The organism is Streptomyces sp. NPDC004788 (assembly GCF_053601115.1).
In genome coordinates this window covers 56,837-80,594 of record NZ_JBSGBF010000024.1, presented here as the reverse complement: position 1 = coordinate 80,594, position 23,758 = coordinate 56,837, and the positions used below count along the sequence as shown (strand labels likewise).

Below are 23,758 nucleotides of genomic sequence, written 5' to 3'. Positions count from 1 at the left end.
GCGACTGCCGGACGCTCGGGTCGGTCAAGCAATCGACGAAGGGGACGCCTATGTGCGGCATCACGGGCTGGGTGGACTTCGGCCAGGACCTCTCACGGGAACGGCCGGTGCTGCAGGCGATGACCGACGCCCTGGCCGCCCGCGGCGTCGACGGCCAGGGGTTGTGGCTGGACGGCCACGCGGCGCTCGGGCACACCCGGACGGCCGTCATCGACGTGGCCGGCGGCGCGCAGCCGCTGGCGGTGGAGGAGGACGGCCGCACGGCGGCCGTGATCGTGCACAACGGCGAGATCTACAACTTCCAGCAGCTGCGCGGCGAACTCCAGGCCCGCGGACGCCGGTTCCGCACCCGCACGGACACCGAGGTGGCGCTCCAGGCGTACCTGGAGTGGGGGCCGTCCTTCGCCTCGCGCCTGGAGGGCATCTTCGCGTTCGCCATCTGGGACGTGCGCCGCGAGGAACTGGTGCTGGTGCGCGACCGGCTGGGCGTGAAGCCGCTGTTCTACACCGACCTCCCGCAGGGCGTGCTGTTCGGCTCCGAGCCCAAGGCGCTGCTCGCCCACCCCGCGGTCCGCCCGGTGGTGGACCTGGAGGGCCTGCGCGAGCTGTTCACGGTGGCCAAGCAGCCGGGCCGGGCGGTCTTCCGGGACATGCGGGAGCTGCTGCCCGGCCACACGCTGACCATCGGCCGGGACGGCGCGCGGCTGCGCACGTACTGGACGCTGACGGCGCGCGAGCACACCGACGACCTGCGCAGCACCGTGGGCACGGTGCGCGAACTGCTGGACGACATCGTGCGGCGCGAGCTGGTCGCCGACGTGCCGCTGTGCACCGCGCTCTCCGGCGGCCTGGACTCGTCCACGGTCACCGCGGTCGCCGCCGGCCTGCGGTGGAAGCAGGACGGCGAGCGGATCCGGACCTTCGTCACCACCTTCGACGGCTACGTGGAGAACTTCCGGAAGGACGACGTGCGGTTCTCGCCGGACGAGCCGTACGCGGCCGAGGTCGCGGCGCACGTCTCCTCCGACCACGTCAACATCAGGCTCGACCCGCACGCCCTGATGGACCCCGGCACCCGGCTGGAGGTGGTGCTCGCGCAGGACGCCCCGTCCACGCTGGGCGACATGGACACCTCCAACTACCTGACCTCGCGCGAGATCAAGACCCACTCGACCGTGGCCATGGTCGGCGAGGTGGCCGACGAGATCTTCGGCGGCTACAACTGGATGTTCAAGCCGGAGTGCGTGGCCGCCGACGTCTTTCCCTGGGTGGTCAACGAGGGTCTGCACCCGAGCAACCGGGGCGGCCAGGGGCGCGACCTGTTCTCCGTCGGCTTCCTGGAGAAGCTGGACATGGCGGGCCACTACGCCGACACCTACCGCGAGGCGGTCGCGCAGGTGCCGCACCAGACGGGCGAGAGCCCCGAGGAGGCCCGGATGCGCACCATCGGCCACCTCACCCTGACCCGTTGGCTGCCGATGCTGCTCGACCGGGGCGACCGGCTCTCCATGGCACACGGCCTGGAACTGCGCGTGCCGTACGCCGACCACCGGCTGGTGGAGTACCTCTACAACACCCCGTGGAGCTTCAAGACCTTCGACGGTCAGGAGAAGTCCCTCCTGCGGGCCGTCGCCCGGGACCTGCTGCCGGCCTCCGTCCTCGAGCGCAAGAAGAGCCCGTGGCCGGTCACCCAGGACCCGGCGTACACCCGGATGCTCCACGCGGAGCTGGCGGCCCTGGCCGCCGACGACAGCGCGCCGATCCAGCCGTACCTCGACCACGCGGCGGTGCGGCGCACCCTGGACCACCCCGGCGACGCGCACGACTGGCCGAGCCGGATGCACCTGGAGATGGCCCTTCAGTTCAACACCTGGCTGCGCCACTACGGCATCGAACTGGCGATCTGAGAACTGGCGATCCGAACGGAGACCCCCTATGACCGACCTCGCGCCCGACCGGCTCGATCCCCGCATCGCGCACGCCCAGGAGGTGTACACGCGCGGGAAGCTGGCGATCTACGACAAGTGGGTGCTTGGACTGTTCTGCTCGGCGGTGTGGCGCTGCCCTGCGCACGTGATGCGCCGCCTGTACGACACCTCCGTCGGCCGGCGCCATCTGGACATCGGGCCCGGCACCGGCTACTTCGTCGACAAGTGCCGGTTCCCGGACCCCGATCCGGAGATCACGCTGCTCGACCTCAACCAGGAGTGCCTCGACATGTCGGCGGCGCGGATCGCCCGCTACCGGCCGCGGACCTGCCGGGCCAACCTGATGCAGCCGCTGCCGCTGCCCGCACAGCACTTCGACTCGGCCGCCATGAACCTGGTGTTCCACACCATCCCCGGCGGCTGGGACGGCAAGGGCGTCATCCTCAAGCACGTCGCGCAGACGCTGCGCCCCGGCGGCGTGCTGTTCGGCACGACCGTGCTGGCCGAAGGCGTGCCGATGAACCGGCTGACGCACAAGCTGCTCCTGGAGCAGCACCGGCGCGGCAACTTCCAGAACCAGGGCGACGATCCGCAGGGTCTGGAGCGCCAGCTGGCGAAGTACTTCCCGGAGTACCGGGTGCGGATCCGCGGCGCGGTCGCGCTGTTCCGGGCGACGGCCGGCTAGGGAGCCGGGGAATGCCGAGGGCGCCGGTCCCGTGCGGGACCGGCGCCCTCGTGGTGTTCAGGCGGTGACGGAGAGGACCTGGCGGAGCGCGTCGGTGAGCGCCGCCGCCGGGTCGGCGGGAAGCTCCTCGCCGCGCCAGGCGACGTAGCCGTCGGGGCGGACCAGGACCGCACCGCCCTGGCCGAGGCGGTAACGGGTGGCCCACTCGGACTCGACGTCGGTCAGCTCGGCGCCGGAGGCGGCCGGGCCGACCCGGTAGGCCCGCACGGGCACCGAGGCGCGCGCCGCGGCCTCGGCCGCCGCGCCCTTCCACTCGTCGCCGGAGGGACCGGTGAGGAGCACGAACGCGTCGTGGAACAGGTCGTGCGCGCCGATGCGGCGGCCGTCGTGGTCGAGCCACAGGTGCGGCGCGCGGGTGCCGGGCCTGGCGTACTGGTCGACCTGCTCGCCGATGACGCCGCTGTGCTCCGCGCCGATCATCGCCGAGGAGCGGTACCGCTGGGCCAGGATGCACAGCGTCGGCTCCAGCGGGTCCTCCTGCGGGGTGGGCCCGAAGCGCGACTCCTGGCTGCGCACGGTGAGGTCGGCCAGCTCCACGGCGACGGCGCGCCGCTCGTCCTCGTAGCTGTCGAGCAGGCCGTCGCCGGCCTGGCCCTTGATCACCGCGGCGAGCTTCCAGGCCAGGTTGTGGGCGTCCTGCACCGCCGAGTTGGCGCCCAGCGCGCCCGCCGGCGGCCAGACGTGCGCGGCGTCGCCGACGAGGAAGACGCGGCCGGCGCGGTAGCGGTCGGCGACCCCGACCGCCTCCTCCCAGGAGGACTTGTCGATGACCTCGACCGGGACGTCCCGGCCGATCAGGGCCTGGGCCGCGGCGGCGCACCGCTCCAGGGTGTAGTCCTCGGGGGACTCCTCGGCGGGGTCGTAGGTGAGCGCGACGCCCCAGTGGTCCGGCAGCGCGTGGGTGACGAAGCCGCCGGAGACGCCGTCGCCGCCGATGATCCAGAACAGCGCGGTCTTCTCGATCAGGTCCGACAGGTCGGCCTTGATGACGAAGGAGACGTAGGAGCGGATCGTGCCGCGCCCGGTCCGCGCGATGCCGAGGCCGTCGCGGATGGTGCCGCGGTAGCCGTCGCAGGCCACCAGGTACCCGGCCCGCACGGTGCGGCGCTCGCCCGTGCCGCGGTCCTCGATCACCGCCGTGACGCCGTCCGCGTCCTGCTCCACCGAGACGCACTGGGTGTGGTGCCGGATCTCGGCGCCGTTGGCGCGGGCGCGCTTCGCGAGGACGGGCTCCACGGTGCTCTGGTCGGCCATGCCGAACTCGCCGGCGGTGAACTCGGGCAGCGCGCGCGGGGAGTCCTGCGCCATGATCCAGTGCCACTCGGAGCCGAGGTTCTCGCAGCGGACGACGCCCGAGTCGGCGTCGAAGGGGCGGCCGGCCTCCTTGATCTGCTCTTCCAGGCCGAGCGGCCGGTAGATCTCCATCGTGCGGGGGTTGATGCCTCGGGCGCGCCCCTGGACCGCCACACCGGCGTGCCGGTCGACGAGCAGCGACCTCACTCCGTGGTGCGAGAGGAAGAGCGAGGTCGCCAGCCCGGCATAGCCGCCGCCGACGATCAGGACGGGCACGGTCTCGTCGTACGCGGTCACTTCCATGAATTCCTTTCCGATGTGGTGTCGGCCCGGTTCCGCGGCCGCCAGGCCGCCTCGCAGAAGGCGAGCTCGTAGCGCGCCCCGTGCAGGAAACCGTCCGCCAGGAGGGTGAGTTCGGCCTCGGACGCGGTGGCGGCGAAGTCGTCGACGAGCGCGAGGTACGCCTCGACGTAGTCGTCGAAGCCGTCTCCCGGGCAGTACTGGGCGATCCAGTCCGTGTAGCGCGTGCCCGGCACCTGGCGCCGCCGCAGCTCGACGCAGACCTGCTGGTGGAACCAGGTCATCGGCAGCAGGCCGCCCAACGCCGCGGCGAAGGAGCCGGTCGAGACCGCGGTGAGGAAGGAGGTGTGGGCGAGCGTGGCCCCGCTGATGGCGTCGGCCGGTTCCAGGTGCGGGAACCGGGCGGCCAGCGCGTCGAGTTCGCGTGACATCCGGTCGAGCGACTCGAAGGTCGCACCGGCGGCGCCCGCCAGGAGCGCCCCCTGTTCGGGGCGCTGCGCGGCGGCGGCCGTACGGGCGAGTGCGCGCGCGTAGGCGGGAACGGTGAAGCGGAAGTCCTGCTCGGCGAAGTACCGGAGGGCCTCGGGCGGCAGGGTGCCGTCGCACAGGCCCGTCCAGAAGGGGTGTGCGCGCACCTGCCCGAGGAGCGGCTCGGCACGCGTCCATAACCGCTGGCGTAACGTCATGCCTCTCGTCCCCCTCCTGCCCCCGTCGGGCGAGTTCTACCAGGTGTGGATCCCCTCGAAACTCGACCACGTCGATTGAGAACGGCTTGAGTCCCGCCGGAGCGTCAGCCCGTCTCGAACAGGTGCCTGTGGCGCGCCAGCCAGGCGTCGAAACCGTTCGGTTCCCGTCCGGTCAGGCTCCGTACGGTGGGCAGCGGGAGGCCGCCTCTGCGCGGGTCGGGGTCGGCCTGGGCGTCGAGCAGTCCGGCGGCGAACCCGGCCGGCAGGCCGCCCGCCGCCATCGCCTCGGCCGCCGCCTCGCGGGGCGCCTCGACGTAGGTCAGCGGGCGGCCGAGCAGTCCGGCGACGCGGGCGGCCTGCTGGGGCGCGGTCAGCGCCTCGGGCCCGGTGATCCGGTGGACCCGGCCGCCGTGCCCGTCGGTGGTCAGGCAGACGACGGCCACGGCGGCGACGTCCGCCGGGTCGACCACGGCGCGCGGAATGTGCCCGTACGTCTGGTACACGGTCCCTTCGGCGGCGATCGTGGCCCGCCACTGGAGCACGTTCGACATGAAGGCGGCGGGGCGCAGCGCGGTGAACTCGGTGCCGGTACGGGCGAACGCCTGCTCCGCCCGCGCGTGGGCGCGGCCGTACGAGCCGAGGGCGGGCTCGTCCGCGGCGACCGAGGAGAGCTTCACGACCCGGCCGACCCGGCACCGGCGCACCTCCTCGGCGACCACCGCCTCCTGCGCGGCGGCGTCCGGCCCGGCCGACAGCGTGAAGACCGCCTCGGCCCCGTCCAGCGCGGCCCGCACGGTCTCCGGGCGCCCCAGGTCGCCGACGGCCACGTCGACACCGGGTCCGAACCGGACCCGGCCCGGGTCGCGTACGAACGCCCGGACCGCGCGGCCGGCGCTGCGCAGCCCGGCGACCACTTCGCGCCCGACGGTACCGCCGGCACCGATCACGACGAACACGTCGATTCCTCTCTGTGGGTCACGTCGCTTCCCTGAGGGGGGCCGTGGAGAGGGCCGGCGGGTGCCAGTCGCCGACCGCGGCCAGGCCCTGTTGGCTCGCCGTGGGCGGGGTGCGGCGGAGGCGGGCGTTACGGCGCAGGATGCGCCAGCGGTCTTCGGTGAGCTTGAACTCTCCCATGCGGCGGGAGGCTTCGACGATGTCCTGGGAGCGCGGCCGGCGCTGCTCGTCGTAGTGGGCGAGGGCCGTCGGGACGTCGGGCTCGGCGGCGAGCGCCGCGCACAGGACGGCCGCGTCCTCCAGGGCCTGGCAGGCGCCCTGGCCGAGGTCGGAGGTCATGGCGTGGGCGGCGTCGCCCAGCATCGCGACCCGTCCCGAGACGTACGAGGGCAGCGGCTGCGCCAGCTCGTAGACGTCGTGGCGCAGGACGCGGCCCGCCGGGGTGGCGGCGATCAGCTCGGGCACCGGGTGGTGCCAGTGTCCGAACCGGCGTCGCACTTCGGCGTGTTCGTCGGCGAAGCGCAGCCCCTCCGGGGTGTTGGCGACGGCGAACCAGTAGACGCGGTCGCCGCCGAGCGGCATGCGGCCGAACTCCAGGCCGCGGCCCCAGCTGCTGCCGCCGGGCTCGGCCGCGCCGTCGACGCCCTCGGCGATGCCGCGCCAGACGCTGTGGCCGCTGTACACGGGCGGCGGAACCTGTGGCCACCGCGCGCGCCGGATCCGGCTGAACGCGCCGTCGGCGGCGACGACCAGGTCGGCGCGCACGGTCCGCTCCCCGACGGGCGTGCGGTGGACGACCTCCGCGCCGCCCTGGAGGTCGACGACGCGGACGACCTCGGCACCGGTGCGCAAGGCGCGCTCCGGGAGGGCCGCGCGGAGCACGGCGTGCAGCTCGGGGCGGGTCAGCACGATCAGGGAGAGGCCGTGCGCGCGGAGGAACGCCGGGTCGGCGGGTGGCTGCAGGCGGCGCCCGGAGGCGAGGCGCAGACCTTCGCCGCCGGGTGCCATGGTCGCCGCGCGCCGCCGTACGTCGTCGCCGACGCCGAGCAGGTCGAGGGCGCGCTGGGCGTTGGTGAGCAGCGAGATGCCCGCACCGGCCTCGCGCGGTTCGGGGGCGCGTTCGAGCACGGTCACCTGCCACCCGGTCCGGTGCAGGCCGACGGCGGCGGCCAGGCCGCCGATGCCGCCGCCCACCACGACGGCGCCGCGCCCGGTGCCGGGCAGCCGCGCCATCAGCGCAGGACCGCTTCGGCGAGCAGGTCCAGGTGGCCGGGGTCGGCCGTGACCGACAGCAGGAACAGTTCGTCGCAGCCGGCCGCCGCGTAGCCGTCGGCGACCGCGCGGAGCGTCTCGCCCTCGGTGATGGCGCCCTTCGCCAGGTGCTCGGCGAGCTGCCCCATGTAGCCGTAGTACGAGAGCATGTGCGCGCGGGCGTCCTCCGCGCCGTTCGGGCCGAGCGCGGCGTAGCAGTTGGCGCCCATCCGGGGGGCGCCCTCGCGGCCCTCCTCGGCCCAGAGCTTGCGGAAGCCCTCGACCTGCTCGGCGTAGCGCTGGGGCGGGCCGCCGGGCGAGATCCAGCCGATGGTGTGGCGGGCGGCGCGGCGCAGGCCGGCCGGGGAGTGGCCGCCGCCCCACAGCGGGATGTCGCCGTGGACGGGGCGGGGTCCGACGCCGGCGTGGGGTCCCTCCCCCGCCCAGATCTGCCGCATCTCCTCGATGGTGGTGTCCAGGCGGCGGCCGCGGGTGTGGAAGTCGGTGCCGGTGGCGGCGTAGTCGTCCTCGCGCATGCCGGCGGAGACACCGACGACCAGACGGCCGTCGGAGATCCGGTCGAGGCTGGCGAGCTGCTTGCCCAGCTCGACGGCGCTGGGCCGGTAGGCGGGCAGCAGGATGGCGGTGACCAGCTTGATCCGGGTGGTGACCGCGGCGGCGGCGGACAGGGCGACGATGCTGTCGTAACTGTCGTACACCACACGGTCGGTGACGGTCAGGCTGCTGAAGCCGAGGCGGTCGGCCCGGCGGGCGAACTCGATCAACCGGTCGCCCTCGGCGCCAGGCACGCCGATCGGCAGGCAAACGCCGATGTCCACGGTGGTTCCTCCTCGGGTGGCGGTACGGGGGTTGTACGGGGGGGTGGGTCAGTCCTCGTCGCGGTCTCCGCCGCGACGGGTGTGCATGGCGTCGGCCATCCGCCGCTTCACGGACGGGATGCGGGACGCGACGTGGAGCTGGGCGCGCAGGGCCGCGAGGGCGAGCCGGCCGAGGTACGGCCGGTGGATCGGCTGGTCGCCGCCGGTCCGGGCCCGGGAGGCGAGGACGGCCTCGAAGCCGTAGTCGATCATCCTGGTCTCGTAGGCGCGGACGGCGTCGTGCAGGCTGCTGCGGCCGTCCCGGAAGTCGGTGAGCCTGCGGGTCAGCAGGGCGGCGTCGCGCAGCGCGGTGTTGGCGCCGACGCCCTGGCCGGGCGTCATGGTGTGGATGGCGTCGCCGATGAGGGTGATGTTGCCGGTGGGCCACTGGGGCACGGGCACGGAGGTGCGGATGTTGATGGGGAAGCAGGTGCTGGGGTCGGCGAGCCGGAACAGCTCCCGCAGGTTCGGGTGCCAGTCGCGGGTCATCTCGCGGACGAGCTCGATCAGTTGGCGTCCGTCGCGCTTGAGCACGTCGGGCGGGAACTTGTCGGTGGCCGCCCAGAAGCCCCAGTTGACGTAGTCGCGGGTGTTGTCGAAGAGCAGGCCGGGCCACTGCCGGACCAGGTCGGCGTCGTTGCCGCCGATGCCGTTCTTGAGCCGCCCGTCCCGGTCCCACGGGAACTCCATGGTGTGCAGGATGCAGCTGTACCCGTGGGGTGCGAGGACCAGGCCGATGCCGTCCGCGACGGCCTCCGGGAGCAGGGCGCGGGACTCCGGGGTGAGCGGGAGCTTGGCGGCGATGGAGATGATGCCGGCGTCCTCGACCCGGGCGTGCGGCAGATACTGCTTGCGTACGCGGGAGCCGACGCCGTCCGCCGCCACCAGCAGGTCGCCGGTGTCCTCGTCGCCCTCCGCGAAGTACGCGGTGACCCTGCCATCGGGGCGCTGCTCGTAATGGGTGAACGTCCGGCCGAACCGGATGACGTCCTCCATGCCGGTGAACAGCACCTGGCGCAGCGTCATCCGGCTGACCGAGCGTTCGCCGCTCTCCTCGTCCACGGCGGGGCGCAGCGGCAGGTCGATGCTGGTGCGCAGCCGCTCGGTGAGCATGACGAAGTGGCGCGGCGGCCGGGCGCAGGTGGCCTTGAACGTCTCGTGCAGCTCGGGCGGCAGGAGCTGCTTGAGGGCCGCGCTTCCGTCGGGGCCGATCCCGACGCGATAGCCGTGCAGTCCGGCGCTTCGGGTCCGGTCCCGCTCGTAGACGACGACGTCGAACCCGGCCCGCCGCAACCCGTGCGCCAGCGCCATGCCGCCGGTGCCGGCGCCGATGACGATGACGCGGAAAGGGGCGGGGGCCGGTGTCCGGGCGGCGGTGGCCTCGGCGTGCTGCGGTTCGCTGGTCATGGGGTGGAGTCGCCCTCCTCGGAGGTGAGGCCCTCGACCCGGATGGAGCGGGTCGGGCAGCCGCGCCAGGCGCGTCGCAGTTCGTCGCGCAGGGCCTCCGGGGGCCGCCCGTCCAGGACCACGACGCGGCCCTCCTCGTCCTGGTCGAACACCTGCGGCAGCCGGTAGACGCACAGGCTGCTGGTCACACAGGTCTCCCGGTCGGCGGAGACACGCAGGGAGCCCATCGCCGTCACCAGCTCACGGGGATCTCGGTGTAGCCGGCCAGGAAGCCGCCCTCCGGGCGCTTCAGCTCCTCGCCGGGCACCGCGAGCCGCAGCCCGGGCAGGCGGCGCAGCAGGCCCTCGGTGGCCTCCTGGAGTTCCATCCGGGCCAGCGCGGCGCCGGCGCAGAAGTGGATGCCCGCGCCGAAGGTCAGGTGGTGGTTCTCGGTGCGGCGGATGTCCAGGTCGAGCGGGTTCTCGAACTCGTCGGCGTCCATGTTGGCCTCCTGGGAGAGCAGCACCGTGGAGCCCTTGGGGATGACCGTGGTGCCGTCGAGCAGCTCGATGTCCTCGACGGCGTAGCGCAGCGTGCCCAGCGAGGTGCCCATGATCTGGTAGCGCAGCAGTTCCTCGACGGCCGAGGGCACCAGCGACAGGTCCGCCTTGAGTTCGGCGGCCACCTCGGGCCGGTGCAGCAGCACGGCCATGCCGGTGCCGAGCTGGGAGGCGGTGGTGACGTAGCCGGCGATCAGCAGGGTCTTCACCCAGTGCTGGAGCTGGTAGTCGGTCAGCTTCGCGGGGTCCTCGCGGCTGATCTCGATCAGCTCGCTGATCAGGTCGTCGCCCGGCTTCTCGCGCTTGGCGTCGATCAGCTCGGTCAGATAGTCCCAGTACTGCCGCCGGCACTCCTCGACCTCGTCCTCGGGCAGCCGGGAGACGGACAGGAAGCCGTCGATGAGGCGGCGGAACTTCGCCCGGTCCTGCGGCGGCACGCCCAGCATGTGGCAGATCACCAGGATCGGCAGCGGGTAGGCGAACGCCTCCATCAGGTCGACCGGCTGCGGCCCCTCGGCCATCTCGTCGAGGAGCTGCCCGACGATCTCCTTGACCACCACGCGCAGCGCCTCGATCCGGCGCGCGCTGAACGCCCGCATGACGACGGCGCGTTCGGTCAGATAGCGGGGCGGGTCGTTGTCGATCCGGGGGTCGCCGAACAGGTCGTTGCTGGCGGAGACGCGGGAGGCCCGGCCGAAGGTGTTGCGGCTGAGCCGCTCGTCGGCGAACAGCCGCCGTACGTCCTTGTAGCGGGTGACCAGCAGTGCCGGTTCGCCGCTCGGCAGCGTGATCTCGAGGAGCGGCCGCTCGCGCAGCGTCGTCCAGCCCTCCGGTATGTCGGGGGCGGGGGCCCATGGAAGGGGATACCCGACGGGGCACCGGTCGCCGCTCATGTCTGAACCGCCCTCTCCTGCGCGCACTGCTCGGACCGGGCCAGCGTGCGCACCCGTCCTGGGGACCCGCTCGAAGCCCGGTCGAACGCCGCGGCCGCGGTACGGCCCGGCGCGGGTTCGAGCGAGACTCCATCGGGCGCTGCGAGATTCCCCCCGGTACACCTCCGAACGGAAACCCAGAGGGAGAGCCATGAGCAGTCAGATCCCGACGCAGCCGGCGACCGCGGCGGAGTACCTGCCGCTGGCCTTCGGATTCGCCCTCCACCAGATCGGCGCGACCGTGAGCAGCCTCGGCGTCCTCGCCGCGGTGCAGGACGGCCCGCGCACCGCCGAGGAGCTGATCGAGACCACCGGCGCCCACCCGCGCAGTCTGCGCCGGCTGCTGTACGCGGCCGTCCGGGCGGGGGTGCTCTCGCTGGACGCCGACGGATACCGGGCGACACCGGTCGCCGAGCACTTCGGGCCGCTGTCCGACATGCACGCGGCGGCGCCGGTGTGGCGGGCCTGGGAGGTGCTTGAGGAGTCGGTGCGCACCGGGCGCTCCGCGTTCGAGATCGCCAACGGCGCCCCGCTGTTCGACTACTTCGAGAAGGACGGCGAGCTGGCGGCGACGTTCCACGCCGCGATGACCGGCGGCAGCGACGTGCAGTCCCCGGCGATCGTGCGGCACTTCGACTTCACCCGGTTCCGCCACGCGGTGGACGTGGGCGGCGGGCGCGGCACCCTGCTCTCGGCCGTCCTCACGGCCAACCCGGAGCTGCGCGGCACCGTCTTCGACACCGACAACGGACTGGCGGAGACGGCGGGCGTGCTCGCGGAGGCCGGTCTTTCGGAGCGCTGCGGCATCACCGAGGGTTCGTTCTTCGACGCGGTGCCCGCGGGCGGTGACCTGTACCTGCTGAAGAACATCCTGCACGACTGGAACGACGAGGAGAGCGTGCGCATCCTCCGCAACATCCGCGAGGTGCTGCCCGCCGACGGCCGTGTGGTGGTGTTCAGTTCGGTGCTGCCCGAGAACGGCGCGGACACGGATCCGGCCGACGCGCTCGGCGCCGCCATCTCCGACATCGAGATGCTGGTGATGACCACCGGCCGGGAGCGGACGCTGGAGGAGTACCGCCGGGTGTTCGAGGCGGCCGGTCTGGAGCTCACCGCGACCACCCCGCTGCCGTGCCCCTACCAGTACCACGCGCTGGAGGCAGCCCCGGCCGCGTCCTGACCTCCACCCGCGCCCCCGCAAGCCCCCACCGAGAGAACCGCATGACGACTTCATCCGACTCCGTGACCCTGGCCGATCCGAGCGCCCTCGACCCGGCCCGCTGGCGGGCCGCGGTCTTCGTCCTGGTCGCGATGGCGCTGGACCTGATCGACACCTCCATCGTGGTGGTGGCCCTGCCCGGCCTCCAGCGGCAGCTGCACGCCGGCGGGGCGACCCTGCAGTGGGTGGTGGAGGCGTACACCCTCACGTTCGCGCTCAGCCTGGTGACGGCGGGGCGGATCGGCGACCTCGTCGGGCGCAAGCGCGTGCTGCTGACCGGGATCGTGGTGTTCGTCCTGGCGTCGCTGGGCTGCGGCGTCGCGCCGGACGCGGGCGTCCTGATCGTGTCACGGGCGTTGCAGGGCTTCGGGGGCGCGCTCGTGGTCACCCAGGGGATGTCGACCTTCCAGGTGTCGTTCCCCGACCACGAACGCGCCAGGGTCTTCGGGCTTTTCGGCGCGCTGTCCGGGCTGTCCTCGGCGCTCGGGCCGATGCTCGGCGGTCTGCTGATCAACGCCGACCTGTTCGGTCTTTCGTGGCGGCCGATCTTCCTGATCAACCTGCCGGTGGGGCTCGTCGCGCTGGCGGGCGTGGCCGCCTGCGTCCGCGACTCGCGGGCCCCCGTGGCCAGACGCCTTGACCTCACGGGTGTGCTGCTGCTGACCGCGGCCCTGCTCGCGGTGCTGTTCCCGCTGGTGCAGGGGCGGGAACTGGGCTGGCCCGTCTGGTCGTTCGTGCTGATGGTGGGCTCGGTCCCGCTCGCCGTGGGGTTCGCGCTCCACGAGCGGGCCAAGGAGCGACGGGACGGCTTCGCGCTGGTGCCGCCCGCGCTCTTCGAACGGCGGACCTTCACCGTGGGTCTCGCACTGCTCACGGTGTTCTTCGCCGCCGTGGCCGGGTTCTTCTTCCCGTTCACCTACTACCTGCAGAACGGCCTGGGCTTCTCGCCGTCCGAAGCCGGCCTGGCGGTGATGCCGTACGCCCTCGGCGCCATGACCACCTCCGCGGTCTCCCCGCTGGCCGCCCGGCGCTTCGGCCGGGTGGTGCTGGCCGCCGGCATCGCCGTGATGACGGCCGGCACGCTCGCGCTCCTGCTGACGGTCCGCAGCCTCGGATCGTCCGCCGGCACCTGGCAGCTCGCGCCGTGGCTGCTGGTCACGGGCCTCGGCATGGGCCTGGTGGCCTCTCCCCTGGTCCAGCTCGTGCTGTCCGGGGTGCCCGAACGGGACGCCGGCGCGGCGTCCGGCGTCCTCAACACCGTCAACCAGCTGGGCTCGGCGGCCGGTGTCGCCGTACTGGGCGTGCTGTTCTTCGGCCTGCTCGCCGGCCACCGCGGCTTCTCCGTCTCCTTCTCCCAGGTGCTCTGGTACGAGACGGGGCTGCTCGCCGCGGCCTTCCTGCTGGTGTTCCTGCTCCCCGCCCGCGCCGCGCGCCAGGCGCCGGAGGCTTCCGGGCCACAGGCCCGCCCACACGAAGGAGACCCGGCATGACAGCAACCGCTTGGGACACCGGCACGGCGGCCGGCATCCTCCGGCTCGGCAATCGGTTCTGCGACGCGAAGGCGCTGCTCACCGCGGTCCGGCTCGACCTGTTCACCGTCCTCGACGAGGGCCCGGCCGGCGCCGAGGAGCTGCGCGTGCGGCTCGGGCTGCACGGCCGGGGTTTGACCGACTTCCTGGACCTGCTCACCGCGCTGGGGCTGCTGCACCGCGACGAGGAGCGCCGCTACCGCAACGCCGAGGGCGCCGCCCGCTATCTGGTCACCGGCCGGCCCGGCGCCGTCGGCGGCTTCCTGCGCGGCTCGGACCTCAACCTGTACCCGGTGTACGGGAAGTTGGCGGAGGCCCTGCGCACCGGCGAGCCGCAGGCGTACACCGACTACACGGGCATGCTCGACGACGCCGAGGCGACCGGCGCCTTCGTACGGATGATGGACGGGCTCACCCAGGGCCTCGGCGCCCGGCTGACCGAGGCGTACGACTTCTCCGGCCACCGCTCGGTGCTCGACGTCGGCGGCTGCCGGGGCGGACTGCTCGGCCAGCTCCTCGAAGCGCGGCCCGGGCTCGAGGGGCACGTCTTCGACCTGCCGCAGCTGGAGCCGTTCTTCCACGAGCACATGGCCGAACTGGGCCGCACCGGACAGGCGGTGTTCCACCCCGGCGACTTCTTCCGCGACCCGCTGCCCCCGGCCGACGTCCTGGTCCTCGGCCACATCCTGCACGACTGGGACCCCGCGCAGCGCCGCCACCTGCTGGGCAAGGCGTTCGACGCGGTCAGTCCCGGCGGGGCGGTCCTGATCTACGACCGGATGCTCGGCGAGCGGCAGGACGACACCGAGAACCTGGTCGCCAGCCTGAACATGCTGCTCGTCACCGACGGCGGCGCGGAGTACACCGTCGCGGAGCTGACCGCCGAGGCCCGCGACGCCGGGTTCACCGGGATCACCCACCGGCCGCTCGCCGCGTTCGACACCCTGGTCGTCGCCCGCAGGCCCTGACCGCCACGATCGCGTCCGTACGCGGCAGCGCCCCCGGAAGCCCTTCCGGGGGCGCTGCCGCGCTCGCGTCCGCTCCTGCCGCCCGTCAGGCCTTGTGGCAGACCACCAGGGTGTCGTAGTCCCCGAGCGGGCTGACCTCCGTACGGGCGAAGCCGGCGTGCTCGGCGTAGCCGACGATCTCCGCGGCCGGGTACTCCGAGCCACCGTCGGTGACGAGCAGCATGTCGAGGCTGATCACCAGGTTCTCGGCGTGCTCGGGCTCGTCGTCCAGCATCCGGTCGTAGACCAGCAGGGTGCCCCCGGGGTTGACCGCGTCGTACGCCTTGTGGATCAGCATGCTGCGCTGCCCGGGGTCCCAGTCGTGCAGGACGTGCCCGAGGATCACCACGTCGGCCGAGGGCAGCGGGTCGGTGAAGAAGCTGCCGCCGTGGAACTCCAGCCTGCCGCCGAGGCCCAGGTCCGCGATCAGCTCCTTGGCGAAGGGCTCCATCTCGGGCAGGTCGAAGACGTGCCCGGCGAGGTGCGGCCGGGCCCGGACGATCTGCGAGGCCAGGTTGCCCCGGGCGCCGCCGACGTCGAGCACCGAGGCGTGACCGGACCAGTCGTACGCCTCGATCAGCTGGGCGCCGAGGACGTTGGTGAAGGCGTCCATGCTGCCGATGAACTGGCGCAGGATCTCCGGATTCTGCGTCACCTCGTCGTAGTGGCTGCCCGACTGCTGCTGCCCGGTGCGCAGCGCCTCCTCCAGGCGTCCCCACGCCGGGTAGAGGTTGCGGCTGGAGCGCAGCAGGAAGCCGCCGACGTACTCGCCGGCGCCGCGCACCAGGTGCCGGTCGGCGCCGGGGGCGTTGCGGTAGCGGCCGCCTTGGCGCTCCAGGACGCGCAGCGCCACCAGCAGGTCGAGGAAGTCGCGCAGGCCGCGTCCGTGCAGCCCGAGCGCCTCCCTGATCCCGGTCTCGTCGGCCGACCCGCCCGGGGCGTTGTGCAAGTGGGTGAACAGGTCGAGTTCGACGGCGGTCAGCAGGGCCTTGGCGTCGCAGAACGCGTTGCCGAGGCGCAGGATTCCGGCGGCAGTGCCGACGTCCGGGGCCTTGGTCGTCATGGTGAGGACTCCTTCCTGGACGCCTGCCTGCCAGGCGCCGCACCTGTCGGCCTGAGAGGCTGTCAGCCGGACGTGGAGCGCCCCTCGAACCTCCCTGGAGACCCGGAGCGACCGTCCCGCCGGCCCGAGGGCGCCCGACCGCCGGCCCGAGGGCGCCCGACCGCGAGGCCAGGAATCCTCGAGGCGCCGCCGGTAACTCTTTCCCCGGTCGCAGTGCGGCGGATCAACCCGGCACTGTTCGTCTGTTCATGAGGGGACACGCATGTATGACGTGAACATCCCTGTGCTGATCGTGGGAGCGGGGCCGGTCGGCCTCTCCACCGCCCTGTTCAGCGGGCGGCACGGGATCCGCACGATGGTGCTGGAGAAGCGCGACGGCACGTCGCTGCTGCCGCGCGCCCCGGGTCTCCAGGCACGCACCCTGGAGCTGTTCCGGGCGGCCGGCGTCTCCGCCGAGATCCGGGCGCTGGAGATGGGCGACTCGCACCCGTACTTCGAGGGCGGCATCATCCAGGTCGACACCTTCTCCGGGATCGACGACGCCGTGGTGCTGGAGTCGCCGTCGCTGGACGGCCCGACCGTCAGCCCGGAGCGGGTGATGGGCTGCGGCCAGGACCGGTACGAGAAGGTACTGGTGGAGAAGGCCCGGGAGTTCGGCGCCGACGTCAGGTTCGGCACCCGGCTCGTGGAGTTCACCCAGGACGCGGACGGGGTGACCGCCGTCGCCGAGGAGAACGCCACCGGCCGGCGCTTCACCATCCGCGCCCGGTACCTGGTCGGCGCGGACGGCGCGAACAGCAGCGTCCGCGGACACCTCGGGGTGGAGCGCGAGGGACGCGGCACGGTCTTCAACGCGCTCAGCATCTACTTCAAGGCGCCCGAGCTGGAGACCGTGCTCAAGGGCCGCAGGTTCATCCTCTGCTACGCCAATGTCAACGGCACGCTGATGGGGCTGTCCCGGCTGCACGGCTGCGACCCGTACCTGGCCGCGCCGATCTACCACCCCGAGCGCGGCGAGAAGCCGGAGGACTTCACCGACGAGCGCTGCGTCGAGATCGTCCGGACCGCGGCGGGCAAGGCGGACCTGGCGGTGGAGATCGTCGACAAGGTGCCGTGGCAGGGCGCCCAGCTGGTCGCCGAGCGGTTCCGCACCCAGCGGGTCTTCCTGGCCGGCGACGCCGCACACCTGCACCCGCCCGCGGGCGGCTTCGGCGCCAACACGGGCATCCACGACGCCCACAACCTGGCCTGGAAGCTGGCGGCCGTGCTCAAGGGCTGGGCGGGCGACCCGCTGCTCGACAGCTACCACGACGAGCGGCACGCGGTCGGTTCGGCGATGGCCGCGCAGGCGATGGTCCGCAACCGCATCCGGCACGGCCACGCCACCGAGCAGGACCGCGCGGACATGGTGGACGACATCATCATCACGCTCGGCTACCGGTACACCTCGCCGTCGATCGTCGGCGACACCACCGGCCCGGTGCTCACGCCGCAGCTGCGGCTCACCGGAGAGCCCGGTACCCGCGCGCCGCACGTCTGGATCGAGCGCGACGGCGCCATCGTCTCCACGATCGACCTGTTCTGGGACGCGTACGTGCTGCTCACCGACGACGCCGGGTCCCCCTGGGCCGAGGCGGCCGTCGCGGCGGCCGAGCGGCTCGGCGTGCCGCTGCGGGTGCACCGCGTCGGCCCGGAGAGCGAGCTGCGGCCGAAGGACCGAGACTGGGCCGAGGCGTACGGGGTCGGCGCCGGCGGTGCGGTGCTGGTCCGCCCGGACGCCTTCGTCGCCTGGCGTGCCACCGGTCCGGGCGGCGCCGACGCCGAGCAGGTGCTCGACGACGTGCTGGGCAGGTCGGCCGGGCTCCGCTGACCTCGAGCGCCGAAAGGGCCCGCTCCGGATCTTCCGGAGCGGGCCCTTCGTCGGTCGCGGTCAGAGCGCCGCGTCGGCCAGCAGCTCCACCTGTGCGAGGTCCGCCGTGCAGGGCAGCAGGATCAGCTCGTCGCAGCCCGCCTCGGCGTACGCCTGGACGGCGTCGCGGACGCGCCGCGGATCGGTGAGGACGCCGGCGGCCGTCCGCTCGGCCTTCGGGCCGACGAACGAGTAGTACCCGCGCAGGTAGTCACCGGCGACGCGGGCGGCGTCCGGGCCGAGGTGGGCGTAGAGGATGGCCACCATCCGCGGGCGCTCGGTGCGGCCCTCGTCGATCCAGGTCTGCCGCGCCTGGCGGACCAGTTCGGCGTAGGCGGTGACGGAGTTGCCGCCCGCGATCCAGCCGGTGCCGAACCGCGCCGAGCGCACCATCGCGCGCGGCGAGTGACCGCCGACCAGGAGCGGTACGCCCTCCGGGCGGACGGGGGCGGGCCCGATGCCGGGGACCTTGCCTCGGCCCGCCCAGATCTCCCGCAGTTCGGTGAGCGCGGCGTCCAGGCGTGCCCCGCGGTCCCGGTAGCCGGTGCCGGTGGCGGCGTAGTCGTCCTCCCGGCCGCCGGCGGCGACCCCGAGCACCAGCCGGCCGCCGGAGAGGGCGTCGATGGTGGCGGCCTGCTTGGCGAGCAACGCGGTGTCGCCCCGGTAGGCCGCGATCAGGATGGTGGTCAGCAGTCTGATCCGCTCGGTGACGGCCGCCGCCGCCGCGAGCGAGATCAGCGGCTCGAGGTTGGCGTACACCAGCCGGTCCAGCACGCCGAGGCTGGCGAAGCCGCACTCCTCCGCACGGCGGGCCCACTGCGGCAGCGTCCGGCCGTCGACGTCGGGGACGGTGGTGGGCAGACCCAGTCCGATCTCCAAGGCTCTCTCCTTTTGGTGTGCGCTTTTCGGTGCGCGCTCAGCGGACGGCTGCCGCCCGCGTGTCGGTGAGCCGTTCCAGCTCGGCGACGAGGTCGGTGGGGGCGGGCCGCTCCAGGTTGCGTTCGGCGAGGCGCCGGGCCGCGACGCGCTCCCGGTCGGACTCCAGCAGGCGCCGGATCTCGCCGCGCAGCCGGTCGTGGTCGGCCTCGTCGCGGCTGAGCACCTCGCCGGTGCCGGTGGCCAGGACGCGCGCCGAGTGGCCGGCGTGGTCGGGGAGTTGGGGGACGAGCAGGAGGGGTACGCCGGCCTGGAGGCTCGTCAGCACGGTGCCGGCGCCGCCGTGCGCGACGACCAGGTCGGCGTCGCCGAGCAGCTGCCGCAGCGGGGTGTCCACGGCGACGGTGACGTCGGCCGGGAGGTCGCCGAGGAGCGGGAGCTGGTCGGCGGAGACGGCCAGCACCACGTCGGTGTCGGGGCCGTGGGCGGCCAGGGCCGCCTGCGGGGCGAGGAAGTGCGCCGGGGACAGCCGGGCCATGGTGTGGCCCCAGGTCACCACCACGCGGCGGCGGCCGGGCGGGGGCGGTGCGAGCGGGGTGCCGGCGCCGGGCCCGTTGAACGGCACGTAGCGCATGGAGAGCCGCCGCAGGTCCGTCGGGAGCTGGAACTCGTCGGGGCACGGGTCGACGGTGAGGTCGCCGAACGGGTCGAAGGCGTCCACGCCGTTGCGTGCGGCGAGCGGCGCGAGCACGTCGGGCAGCAGGGGCCGCGCGCGCAGCATCAGGTCGGTGCCGTAGAGCAGCCGTACGGCCGGGACTCCGGCCGCGGCGGCGGCGATCGGACCGGCGAGGGCGGTGGGTTCGTAGACCACCAGGTCGGCCCGCCAGTCGCGGGCCAGGGCGGTGAGGTCGTCGGCCATGGAGTCCGCGTGGGCGTGGAACATCCGCAGGGCGCGCGGGCCGCGCCCCTCGGGTCCGGCCGGCGCGGCCGGCGCGGGCTGGGTCCGCGACGGCAGCACATAGCCGCGGACCAGTCCCACCGCGTCCACGTCGTGCCCGACCGTCGCCGCGGGCAGCCCGGTCCGGACGGTCTCGTCGTGGATGCCGGGCTGGCCGGCGACCAGCACCTCGTGCCCGGCCGCCCGGCAGGCCCAGGCCATCGGGACCAGCCCGTACAGGTGCGAGGGCCACGCCCAGGTCGTGAACAGTACCCGCATCGATCCGCCCCACCCTCTCCGGAGGTTCAGCTGACGGTCCGGAAGGTCCCCCATCGGGCTCTCGGATGGATCGCGGGCTGCTCGAGCTGCCGTCCAGGAGTTCGCGAGAACGGCGCGGGAGGGTGGCCCGGCCCTGCACGGCCCGGGCATGACGGCAGCGGAAGGAGACTCGGATGGAACAGGGACTCGCGGGCAAGCGCGTACTCGTCACCGGCGGGACGCGGGGCATCGGGAGGACGACGGCACTCGCGTTCGCCCGTGCGGGCGCGCGCGTGGTGGTGTGCTCGCGGACGGCCGGCGCGGACGCCGACTCGCTGGTGCGCGAACTGAAGGAGACCGGTGACGGGCATCTGGTGGTCCGGGCCGACGTGACCACCGCGGCGGGGGCGGCGGAGCTGGCCGAGCGGACGCGGGAGTCGCTGGGCGGCCTGGACGCGCTGGTGAACAACGTCGGCGTGGACGGGCAGGTCTGGTTCGAGGAGCTACCCGAGGACGAGTGGCACCGGGTGATGGACGCCAACGTCACCTCGGCGTACCTGGTCACGCAGGCGGCGCTGCCCCTGCTGGCCGACGGTGCGTCCGTGGTCAACGTGGGCTCGTCGGTGGCGCTGCGCGGCCGGGTCCGCGGGGTGCACTACACGGCGTCGAAGGCCGCGCTGATCGGTCTGACCCGGGCGCTCTGCAAGGAGCTGGGGCCGCGCGGCATCCGTGTCAACACGGTGGCGCCCGGCCTGACCGAGACCGAGCCGGGCGCGGGGCTGCCGCCGGAGGCGGTCACCCGCATCGTCGGCATGACCGCCCTCGGCCGGATCTGCCGCCCCGAGGACGTGGCCGGCGCCGTGCTGTTCCTGGCCGGCGACACCTCCGCCTACATCAGCGGGGTGACGCTGAACGTGGACGGCGGGGTGTAGATCCGGGGTCGGCTAGGAGGTGAGGGGCGCGGGGCGGAGGTCGTGGACGATCCGGGTGACGGTCATGGCGCCGCCCGTGCGCAGCGGGGCCAGTCGGCGCCGGTGGTCCACGTGCTCCGCGCTCCGCTCGAAGGTGCGGAAGCTCGCCTCGTCCGCCCAGTCCGTGAACACGTGGTAGACGGGCCGTTCCTGGTCCTCGTCGCGGACCAGGACCTGGCCCCGGTTGGCCGGCTGCCGGGCGATGATCGTGCCGATCTCCAGCCAGACCGCCTCGAACTCGGCCTCCCGGCCCGGGGCGATCTCCATCCGCAGGACCACCCGCACCGGCCCCCGCGCGTACTCGGTCATCTCCGCGCTCCCCTCGACTCGTTCGCTGCTCGGGCGGGTCGTGCCGCTCGCCCGCGCCGCCAGGCTGCCCGGCCGGACTCGAATCGCGCTCGATGGGGCCCCTCTTGAGCCGTCCTCGACACCCCGCGCCGATCCTCGGGCCCCCGACGTCCCCGACGTCCCCGCAGAGGAGATCCGGATGACCGAGCAGCCGCAGGTTCCCGTACTGGTCGTCGGAGGCAGCCTGGTCGGGCTGTCGACGGCGCTCTTCCTGGCGCGGCGCGGCGTGGCCTGCGTGGTCCTCGAACAGCGCGCGGGCCTGTCCGCCCACCCCCGTACCCGGGGCGTCAACCCGCGCTCGATGGAGCTGCTGCGCGCCGCCGGGCTCGAGGACGAGCTGCGCGCGCTGCCGTCCGCGCGGGCGCTGGCCCGCAACAGCGGTCTGCGGCTTGCGAGGTCGCTGGCCGGGCCGGAACTGGGCGCGTTCCAGGAGGAGTACTACCGCGAGGTCGCGTCCGATCTCGGCGCGCTGTCGCCCACGAGCTGGTGCCTGTGCCATCAGAACGAGCTGGAGGGCGTGCTGCGCCGGGCCGCCGAACGGGCCGGGGCCGAGTTCCGCTTCGGCAGCGAGCTGGTGTCGTGCGCGCAGGACACCGACGGTGTGACCGCTCTGGTGCGCGACGGCGCGGCCGGTACGACGAGCCGGCTGCGGGCGCGCTACCTGGTCGCGGCCGACGGTGCCCGCAGCGGGCTGCGCCGCCGGCTCGGCATCCCGTTCGACGGGACGGGGGGTCTCGGCCGGTTCCTGGCGATCCACTTCCGCGCCGATCTCACGGAGGAGCTCGGCGAGCGGCGGTTCGTCATGTGCTACACGTTCAACGACCGGGTGCGCGGCGCGCTGATCCCGCTGGACAACGCGGGCGAATGGCGGCTGGACGTCATCCTCGGCCCCGACGACCCGGGCACGCCCGAGGAGGTGCTCGCCGCCTACCCGCCCGAGCGGTGCGCCGAGCTGGTGCGGGCCGCGTCGGGCGTGCCGGATCTCGCCGTGCGGGTCCTCGGCGCCGTTCCGTGGGAGGCCGCCGCCAAGGTGGCGCGCCGGTTCCGGGCCGGCCGGGTCTTCCTCGCGGGCGACGCCGCCCACGTGATGCCGCCGAGCGGCGCCTTCGGCTCGAACTCCGGTGTGCAGGACGCCCACAACCTGGCGTGGAAGCTGGCCGCGGTGCTCGCCGGGCAGGCCTCCCCCGGGCTGCTCGACAGCTACGACGCCGAACGCCGGCCGGTCGGTGCGGCCACCGTACGGCAGGCGGTGCTGCGCCAGCGGGACCGGCCGCGCGATGGTGGGCGCGCGGCACGGCGGGTGCTGCCGGCCGGTCTCGTGGACGACACCACCGTGTGGTTCGGCTGGCGCTACGCGGTCGACGGCGACGTCTGGGTGACCGATCCGCGCGGTCTGCCGGGGACCCGGGCCCCCCACGTGCCGCTGCTGCGCGACGGTGCGGAGTGCTCGACGCTGGACCTGTTCGGGGACGGCCCGGTGCTGCTGACGGGTGCGCGGCCGGGACCGTGGCCGGCGGCGGCCGAGGCGGCGGCGCGGCGCCTCGGCGTGCCGCTGCGGGTGCACGGCATCGGCGGCGACGGGGCGTACGGGGACCGGGACGGCGGCTGGGCGAAGGCGTACGGCACGACGGACGCGGGGGCGGTGCTGGTCCGCCCGGACGGGGTGGTGGCCTGGCGGTCGGCCGGGACACCGGACGACGCCGAGGACGCCCTGGTCGCCGCCCTCGCCCGGATGCTCGGCCGCTGACGCCCGCCCCGGCGGTCCGGCTCACATGTGCTCGATCAGCACCGCGGCATCGGTCCGGCTCAGGTGTGCTCGATCAGCACCGCGGCGTCGTGGTCGCCGTCCCCGGCCTCCACGACGGTGGCGAAGCGGGCCCGTACGGTGTCGAGCACGGGCATGGCGACACCGGCCCGTGCCGCGTCGGCGACGGCGAGGCGGAGGTCCTTCTCCATCAGCGCGGAGCGGAAGAAGGCCGGCCGGTAGCTGCCCTTGCGCATCAGTTCGGCGCGGAAGCGCAGGACCTCGGAGCTGAACCCGCTGCCGGCGACGGTCGCGAGCAGCCGGTCCCGGTCGAGGCCGGCCCGCTGGCCGTACGTCACGGCCTCGGCGAGCGCGGCGACCTGGGCGCCGAGCAGCAGGTTGAGGATCAGCTTGGCGGTGGCCGCGGCGCCCGGCGCGCCGAGCGGCACGACCTCGGAGCCGATGGTCTCCAGGACGGGCCGGACCGCCTCGATGTCGGCGTCGTCGCCGGAGACGAAGACCCGCAGCAGGCCCTCCCGGGCCTGCAGCGGGTTGCCGACGACGCACGCCTCGACCCGGCGCAGCCCGGCTTCGGCGAGCCGGGCCGCGCTGTGCCGGGCGTACTCCGGGGAGACGGTGGAGGTGTCGATGACGGTGCTGCCGGGCTCGAGGGCGGCGACCACCTCGCCGAACAGCACCTTCTCGACGGCGGCCTCGTCGCTGAGGCTGAGCAGCACGGTGCGGACGCCGGCCACCGCCTCGGCGGGTGAGCCCGCGGCCACGGCGCCCTGGGCGAGGAGCGGCGCCGCCTTGTCCGCGGTCCTGTTGTGGACGGTCAGCCGGTACCCGGCCCCGAGCAGGCGGTGTGCCATGCCGCCGCCCATGCTGCCGAGTCCGATGAAGGCCAGAGTGGTGGGGCTCATCGTGCCGCCTTCCTTCGTGTTCCTTGGTGGAGGGGGTTGCCGCGACAGGGGGCTGTCCCCG

21 protein-coding genes are annotated in these 23,758 nt (G+C 73.7%); 8 read left to right on the top strand and 13 right to left on the bottom strand.

All coding sequences use genetic code 11. The features are described 5' to 3' along the window. The first annotated feature begins 50 nt into the window (after positions 1-50). Together asnB and ACWEJX_RS13840 are read left to right on the top strand one after the other, a co-directional pair. Positions 51-1,907, top strand: a complete 1,857-nt coding sequence (gene asnB, locus ACWEJX_RS13845) for an asparagine synthase (glutamine-hydrolyzing) (protein ID WP_451607667.1) — start codon at positions 51-53, stop codon at positions 1,905-1,907. Between the two features lie 28 nt (positions 1,908-1,935). After that, positions 1,936-2,613 carry a class I SAM-dependent methyltransferase gene (locus ACWEJX_RS13840; RefSeq protein ID WP_451607666.1) on the top strand — a complete coding sequence of 226 codons (678 nt, stop codon included), beginning with the start codon at positions 1,936-1,938 and terminating at the stop codon, positions 2,611-2,613. Between the two features lie 57 nt (positions 2,614-2,670). Here the strand turns inward: ACWEJX_RS13840 and ACWEJX_RS13835 are convergent, their stop codons facing one another. The 8 genes from ACWEJX_RS13835 to ACWEJX_RS13800 form a co-directional block, all read right to left on the bottom strand. Further along, a complete protein-coding gene (locus ACWEJX_RS13835; protein WP_451607665.1) occupies positions 2,671-4,269 on the bottom strand; it encodes an FAD-dependent monooxygenase in 1,599 nt (532 codons plus the stop codon). Next, positions 4,260-4,952 (bottom strand): TenA family protein, encoded by a 693-nt coding sequence (locus tag ACWEJX_RS13830; protein ID WP_451607664.1) that lies wholly within the window; start codon positions 4,950-4,952, stop codon positions 4,260-4,262. Before ACWEJX_RS13830 ends, ACWEJX_RS13835 begins: the two co-directional genes overlap by 10 nt. 104 nt (positions 4,953-5,056) lie before the next feature. Then, entirely contained in the window at positions 5,057-5,908 is an 852-nt protein-coding gene (locus ACWEJX_RS13825; RefSeq protein WP_451607663.1) for an NAD(P)H-binding protein, read from the bottom strand. A gap of 19 nt (positions 5,909-5,927) precedes the next feature. Then, entirely contained in the window at positions 5,928-7,139 is a 1,212-nt protein-coding gene (locus tag ACWEJX_RS13820; protein ID WP_451607662.1) for an FAD-dependent monooxygenase, read from the bottom strand. Next, the gene (locus ACWEJX_RS13815) at positions 7,139-7,996 is read right to left on the bottom strand and encodes an LLM class flavin-dependent oxidoreductase (RefSeq protein WP_451607661.1); all 858 of its coding nucleotides are present in this window, start codon (positions 7,994-7,996) and stop codon (positions 7,139-7,141) included. Before ACWEJX_RS13815 ends, ACWEJX_RS13820 begins: the two co-directional genes overlap by 1 nt. Before the next feature lie 48 nt (positions 7,997-8,044). Continuing rightward, positions 8,045-9,442: an FAD-dependent oxidoreductase gene (locus tag ACWEJX_RS13810; protein WP_451607660.1), complete on the bottom strand. Its 1,398-nt coding sequence runs from the start codon at positions 9,440-9,442 to the stop codon at positions 8,045-8,047. Next, entirely contained in the window at positions 9,439-9,669 is a 231-nt protein-coding gene (locus ACWEJX_RS13805; RefSeq protein WP_451607659.1) for a ferredoxin, read from the bottom strand. Before ACWEJX_RS13805 ends, ACWEJX_RS13810 begins: the two co-directional genes overlap by 4 nt. A 5-nt stretch (positions 9,670-9,674) precedes the next feature. After that, the gene (locus ACWEJX_RS13800) at positions 9,675-10,874 is read right to left on the bottom strand and encodes a cytochrome P450 (RefSeq protein WP_451607658.1); all 1,200 of its coding nucleotides are present in this window, start codon (positions 10,872-10,874) and stop codon (positions 9,675-9,677) included. A gap of 190 nt (positions 10,875-11,064) precedes the next feature. Here ACWEJX_RS13800 and ACWEJX_RS13795 point away from each other — a divergent pair, with 190 nt between their 5' ends. Genes ACWEJX_RS13795 through ACWEJX_RS13785 form a run of 3 tightly spaced genes read left to right on the top strand, consistent with a single transcriptional unit; the run spans position 11,065 to position 14,629 of the window. Further along, positions 11,065-12,093 (top strand): methyltransferase, encoded by a 1,029-nt coding sequence (locus tag ACWEJX_RS13795; protein WP_451607657.1) that lies wholly within the window; start codon positions 11,065-11,067, stop codon positions 12,091-12,093. Positions 12,094-12,134: 41 nt separating this feature from the next. Next, positions 12,135-13,622 (top strand): MFS transporter, encoded by a 1,488-nt coding sequence (locus ACWEJX_RS13790; RefSeq protein ID WP_451607656.1) that lies wholly within the window; start codon positions 12,135-12,137, stop codon positions 13,620-13,622. Then, positions 13,619-14,629, top strand: coding sequence for a methyltransferase (locus tag ACWEJX_RS13785; protein WP_451607655.1), 1,011 nt, complete (start codon positions 13,619-13,621; stop codon positions 14,627-14,629). Before ACWEJX_RS13790 ends, ACWEJX_RS13785 begins: the two co-directional genes overlap by 4 nt. An 85-nt stretch (positions 14,630-14,714) precedes the next feature. On the opposite strand, the gene ACWEJX_RS13780 is transcribed toward ACWEJX_RS13785, so the two are convergent. After that, positions 14,715-15,731: a methyltransferase gene (locus tag ACWEJX_RS13780; RefSeq protein WP_451607654.1), complete on the bottom strand. Its 1,017-nt coding sequence runs from the start codon at positions 15,729-15,731 to the stop codon at positions 14,715-14,717. Positions 15,732-15,993: 262 nt separating this feature from the next. On the opposite strand from ACWEJX_RS13780, the gene ACWEJX_RS13775 reads away from it, so the two are divergent. Beyond that, a complete protein-coding gene (locus tag ACWEJX_RS13775; RefSeq protein ID WP_451607653.1) occupies positions 15,994-17,601 on the top strand; it encodes an FAD-dependent monooxygenase in 1,608 nt (535 codons plus the stop codon). 60 nt (positions 17,602-17,661) lie between these two features. Here the strand turns inward: ACWEJX_RS13775 and ACWEJX_RS13770 are convergent, their stop codons facing one another. Then, positions 17,662-18,519: an LLM class flavin-dependent oxidoreductase gene (locus ACWEJX_RS13770; protein WP_451607652.1), complete on the bottom strand. Its 858-nt coding sequence runs from the start codon at positions 18,517-18,519 to the stop codon at positions 17,662-17,664. Between the two features lie 37 nt (positions 18,520-18,556). Further along, complete coding sequence (locus tag ACWEJX_RS13765) at positions 18,557-19,732, bottom strand: nucleotide disphospho-sugar-binding domain-containing protein (protein ID WP_451607651.1); 1,176 nt, start codon at positions 19,730-19,732, stop codon at positions 18,557-18,559. 173 nt (positions 19,733-19,905) lie between these two features. Here ACWEJX_RS13765 and ACWEJX_RS13760 point away from each other — a divergent pair, with 173 nt between their 5' ends. After that, positions 19,906-20,643, top strand: a complete 738-nt coding sequence (locus ACWEJX_RS13760) for an SDR family NAD(P)-dependent oxidoreductase (protein WP_451607650.1) — start codon at positions 19,906-19,908, stop codon at positions 20,641-20,643. Between the two features lie 12 nt (positions 20,644-20,655). Here ACWEJX_RS13760 and ACWEJX_RS13755 read toward each other — a convergent pair whose 3' ends face one another. After that, positions 20,656-20,991, bottom strand: a complete 336-nt coding sequence (locus ACWEJX_RS13755; RefSeq protein ID WP_451607649.1) for an antibiotic biosynthesis monooxygenase family protein — start codon at positions 20,989-20,991, stop codon at positions 20,656-20,658. Positions 20,992-21,169: 178 nt separating this feature from the next. On the opposite strand from ACWEJX_RS13755, the gene ACWEJX_RS13750 reads away from it, so the two are divergent. Continuing rightward, positions 21,170-22,777 (top strand): FAD-dependent monooxygenase, encoded by a 1,608-nt coding sequence (locus ACWEJX_RS13750; RefSeq protein WP_451607648.1) that lies wholly within the window; start codon positions 21,170-21,172, stop codon positions 22,775-22,777. 59 nt (positions 22,778-22,836) lie between these two features. On the opposite strand, the gene ACWEJX_RS13745 is transcribed toward ACWEJX_RS13750, so the two are convergent. Next, the gene (locus tag ACWEJX_RS13745; RefSeq protein WP_451607647.1) at positions 22,837-23,697 is read right to left on the bottom strand and encodes an NAD(P)-dependent oxidoreductase; all 861 of its coding nucleotides are present in this window, start codon (positions 23,695-23,697) and stop codon (positions 22,837-22,839) included. Between the last annotated feature and the right edge of the window lie 61 nt (positions 23,698-23,758).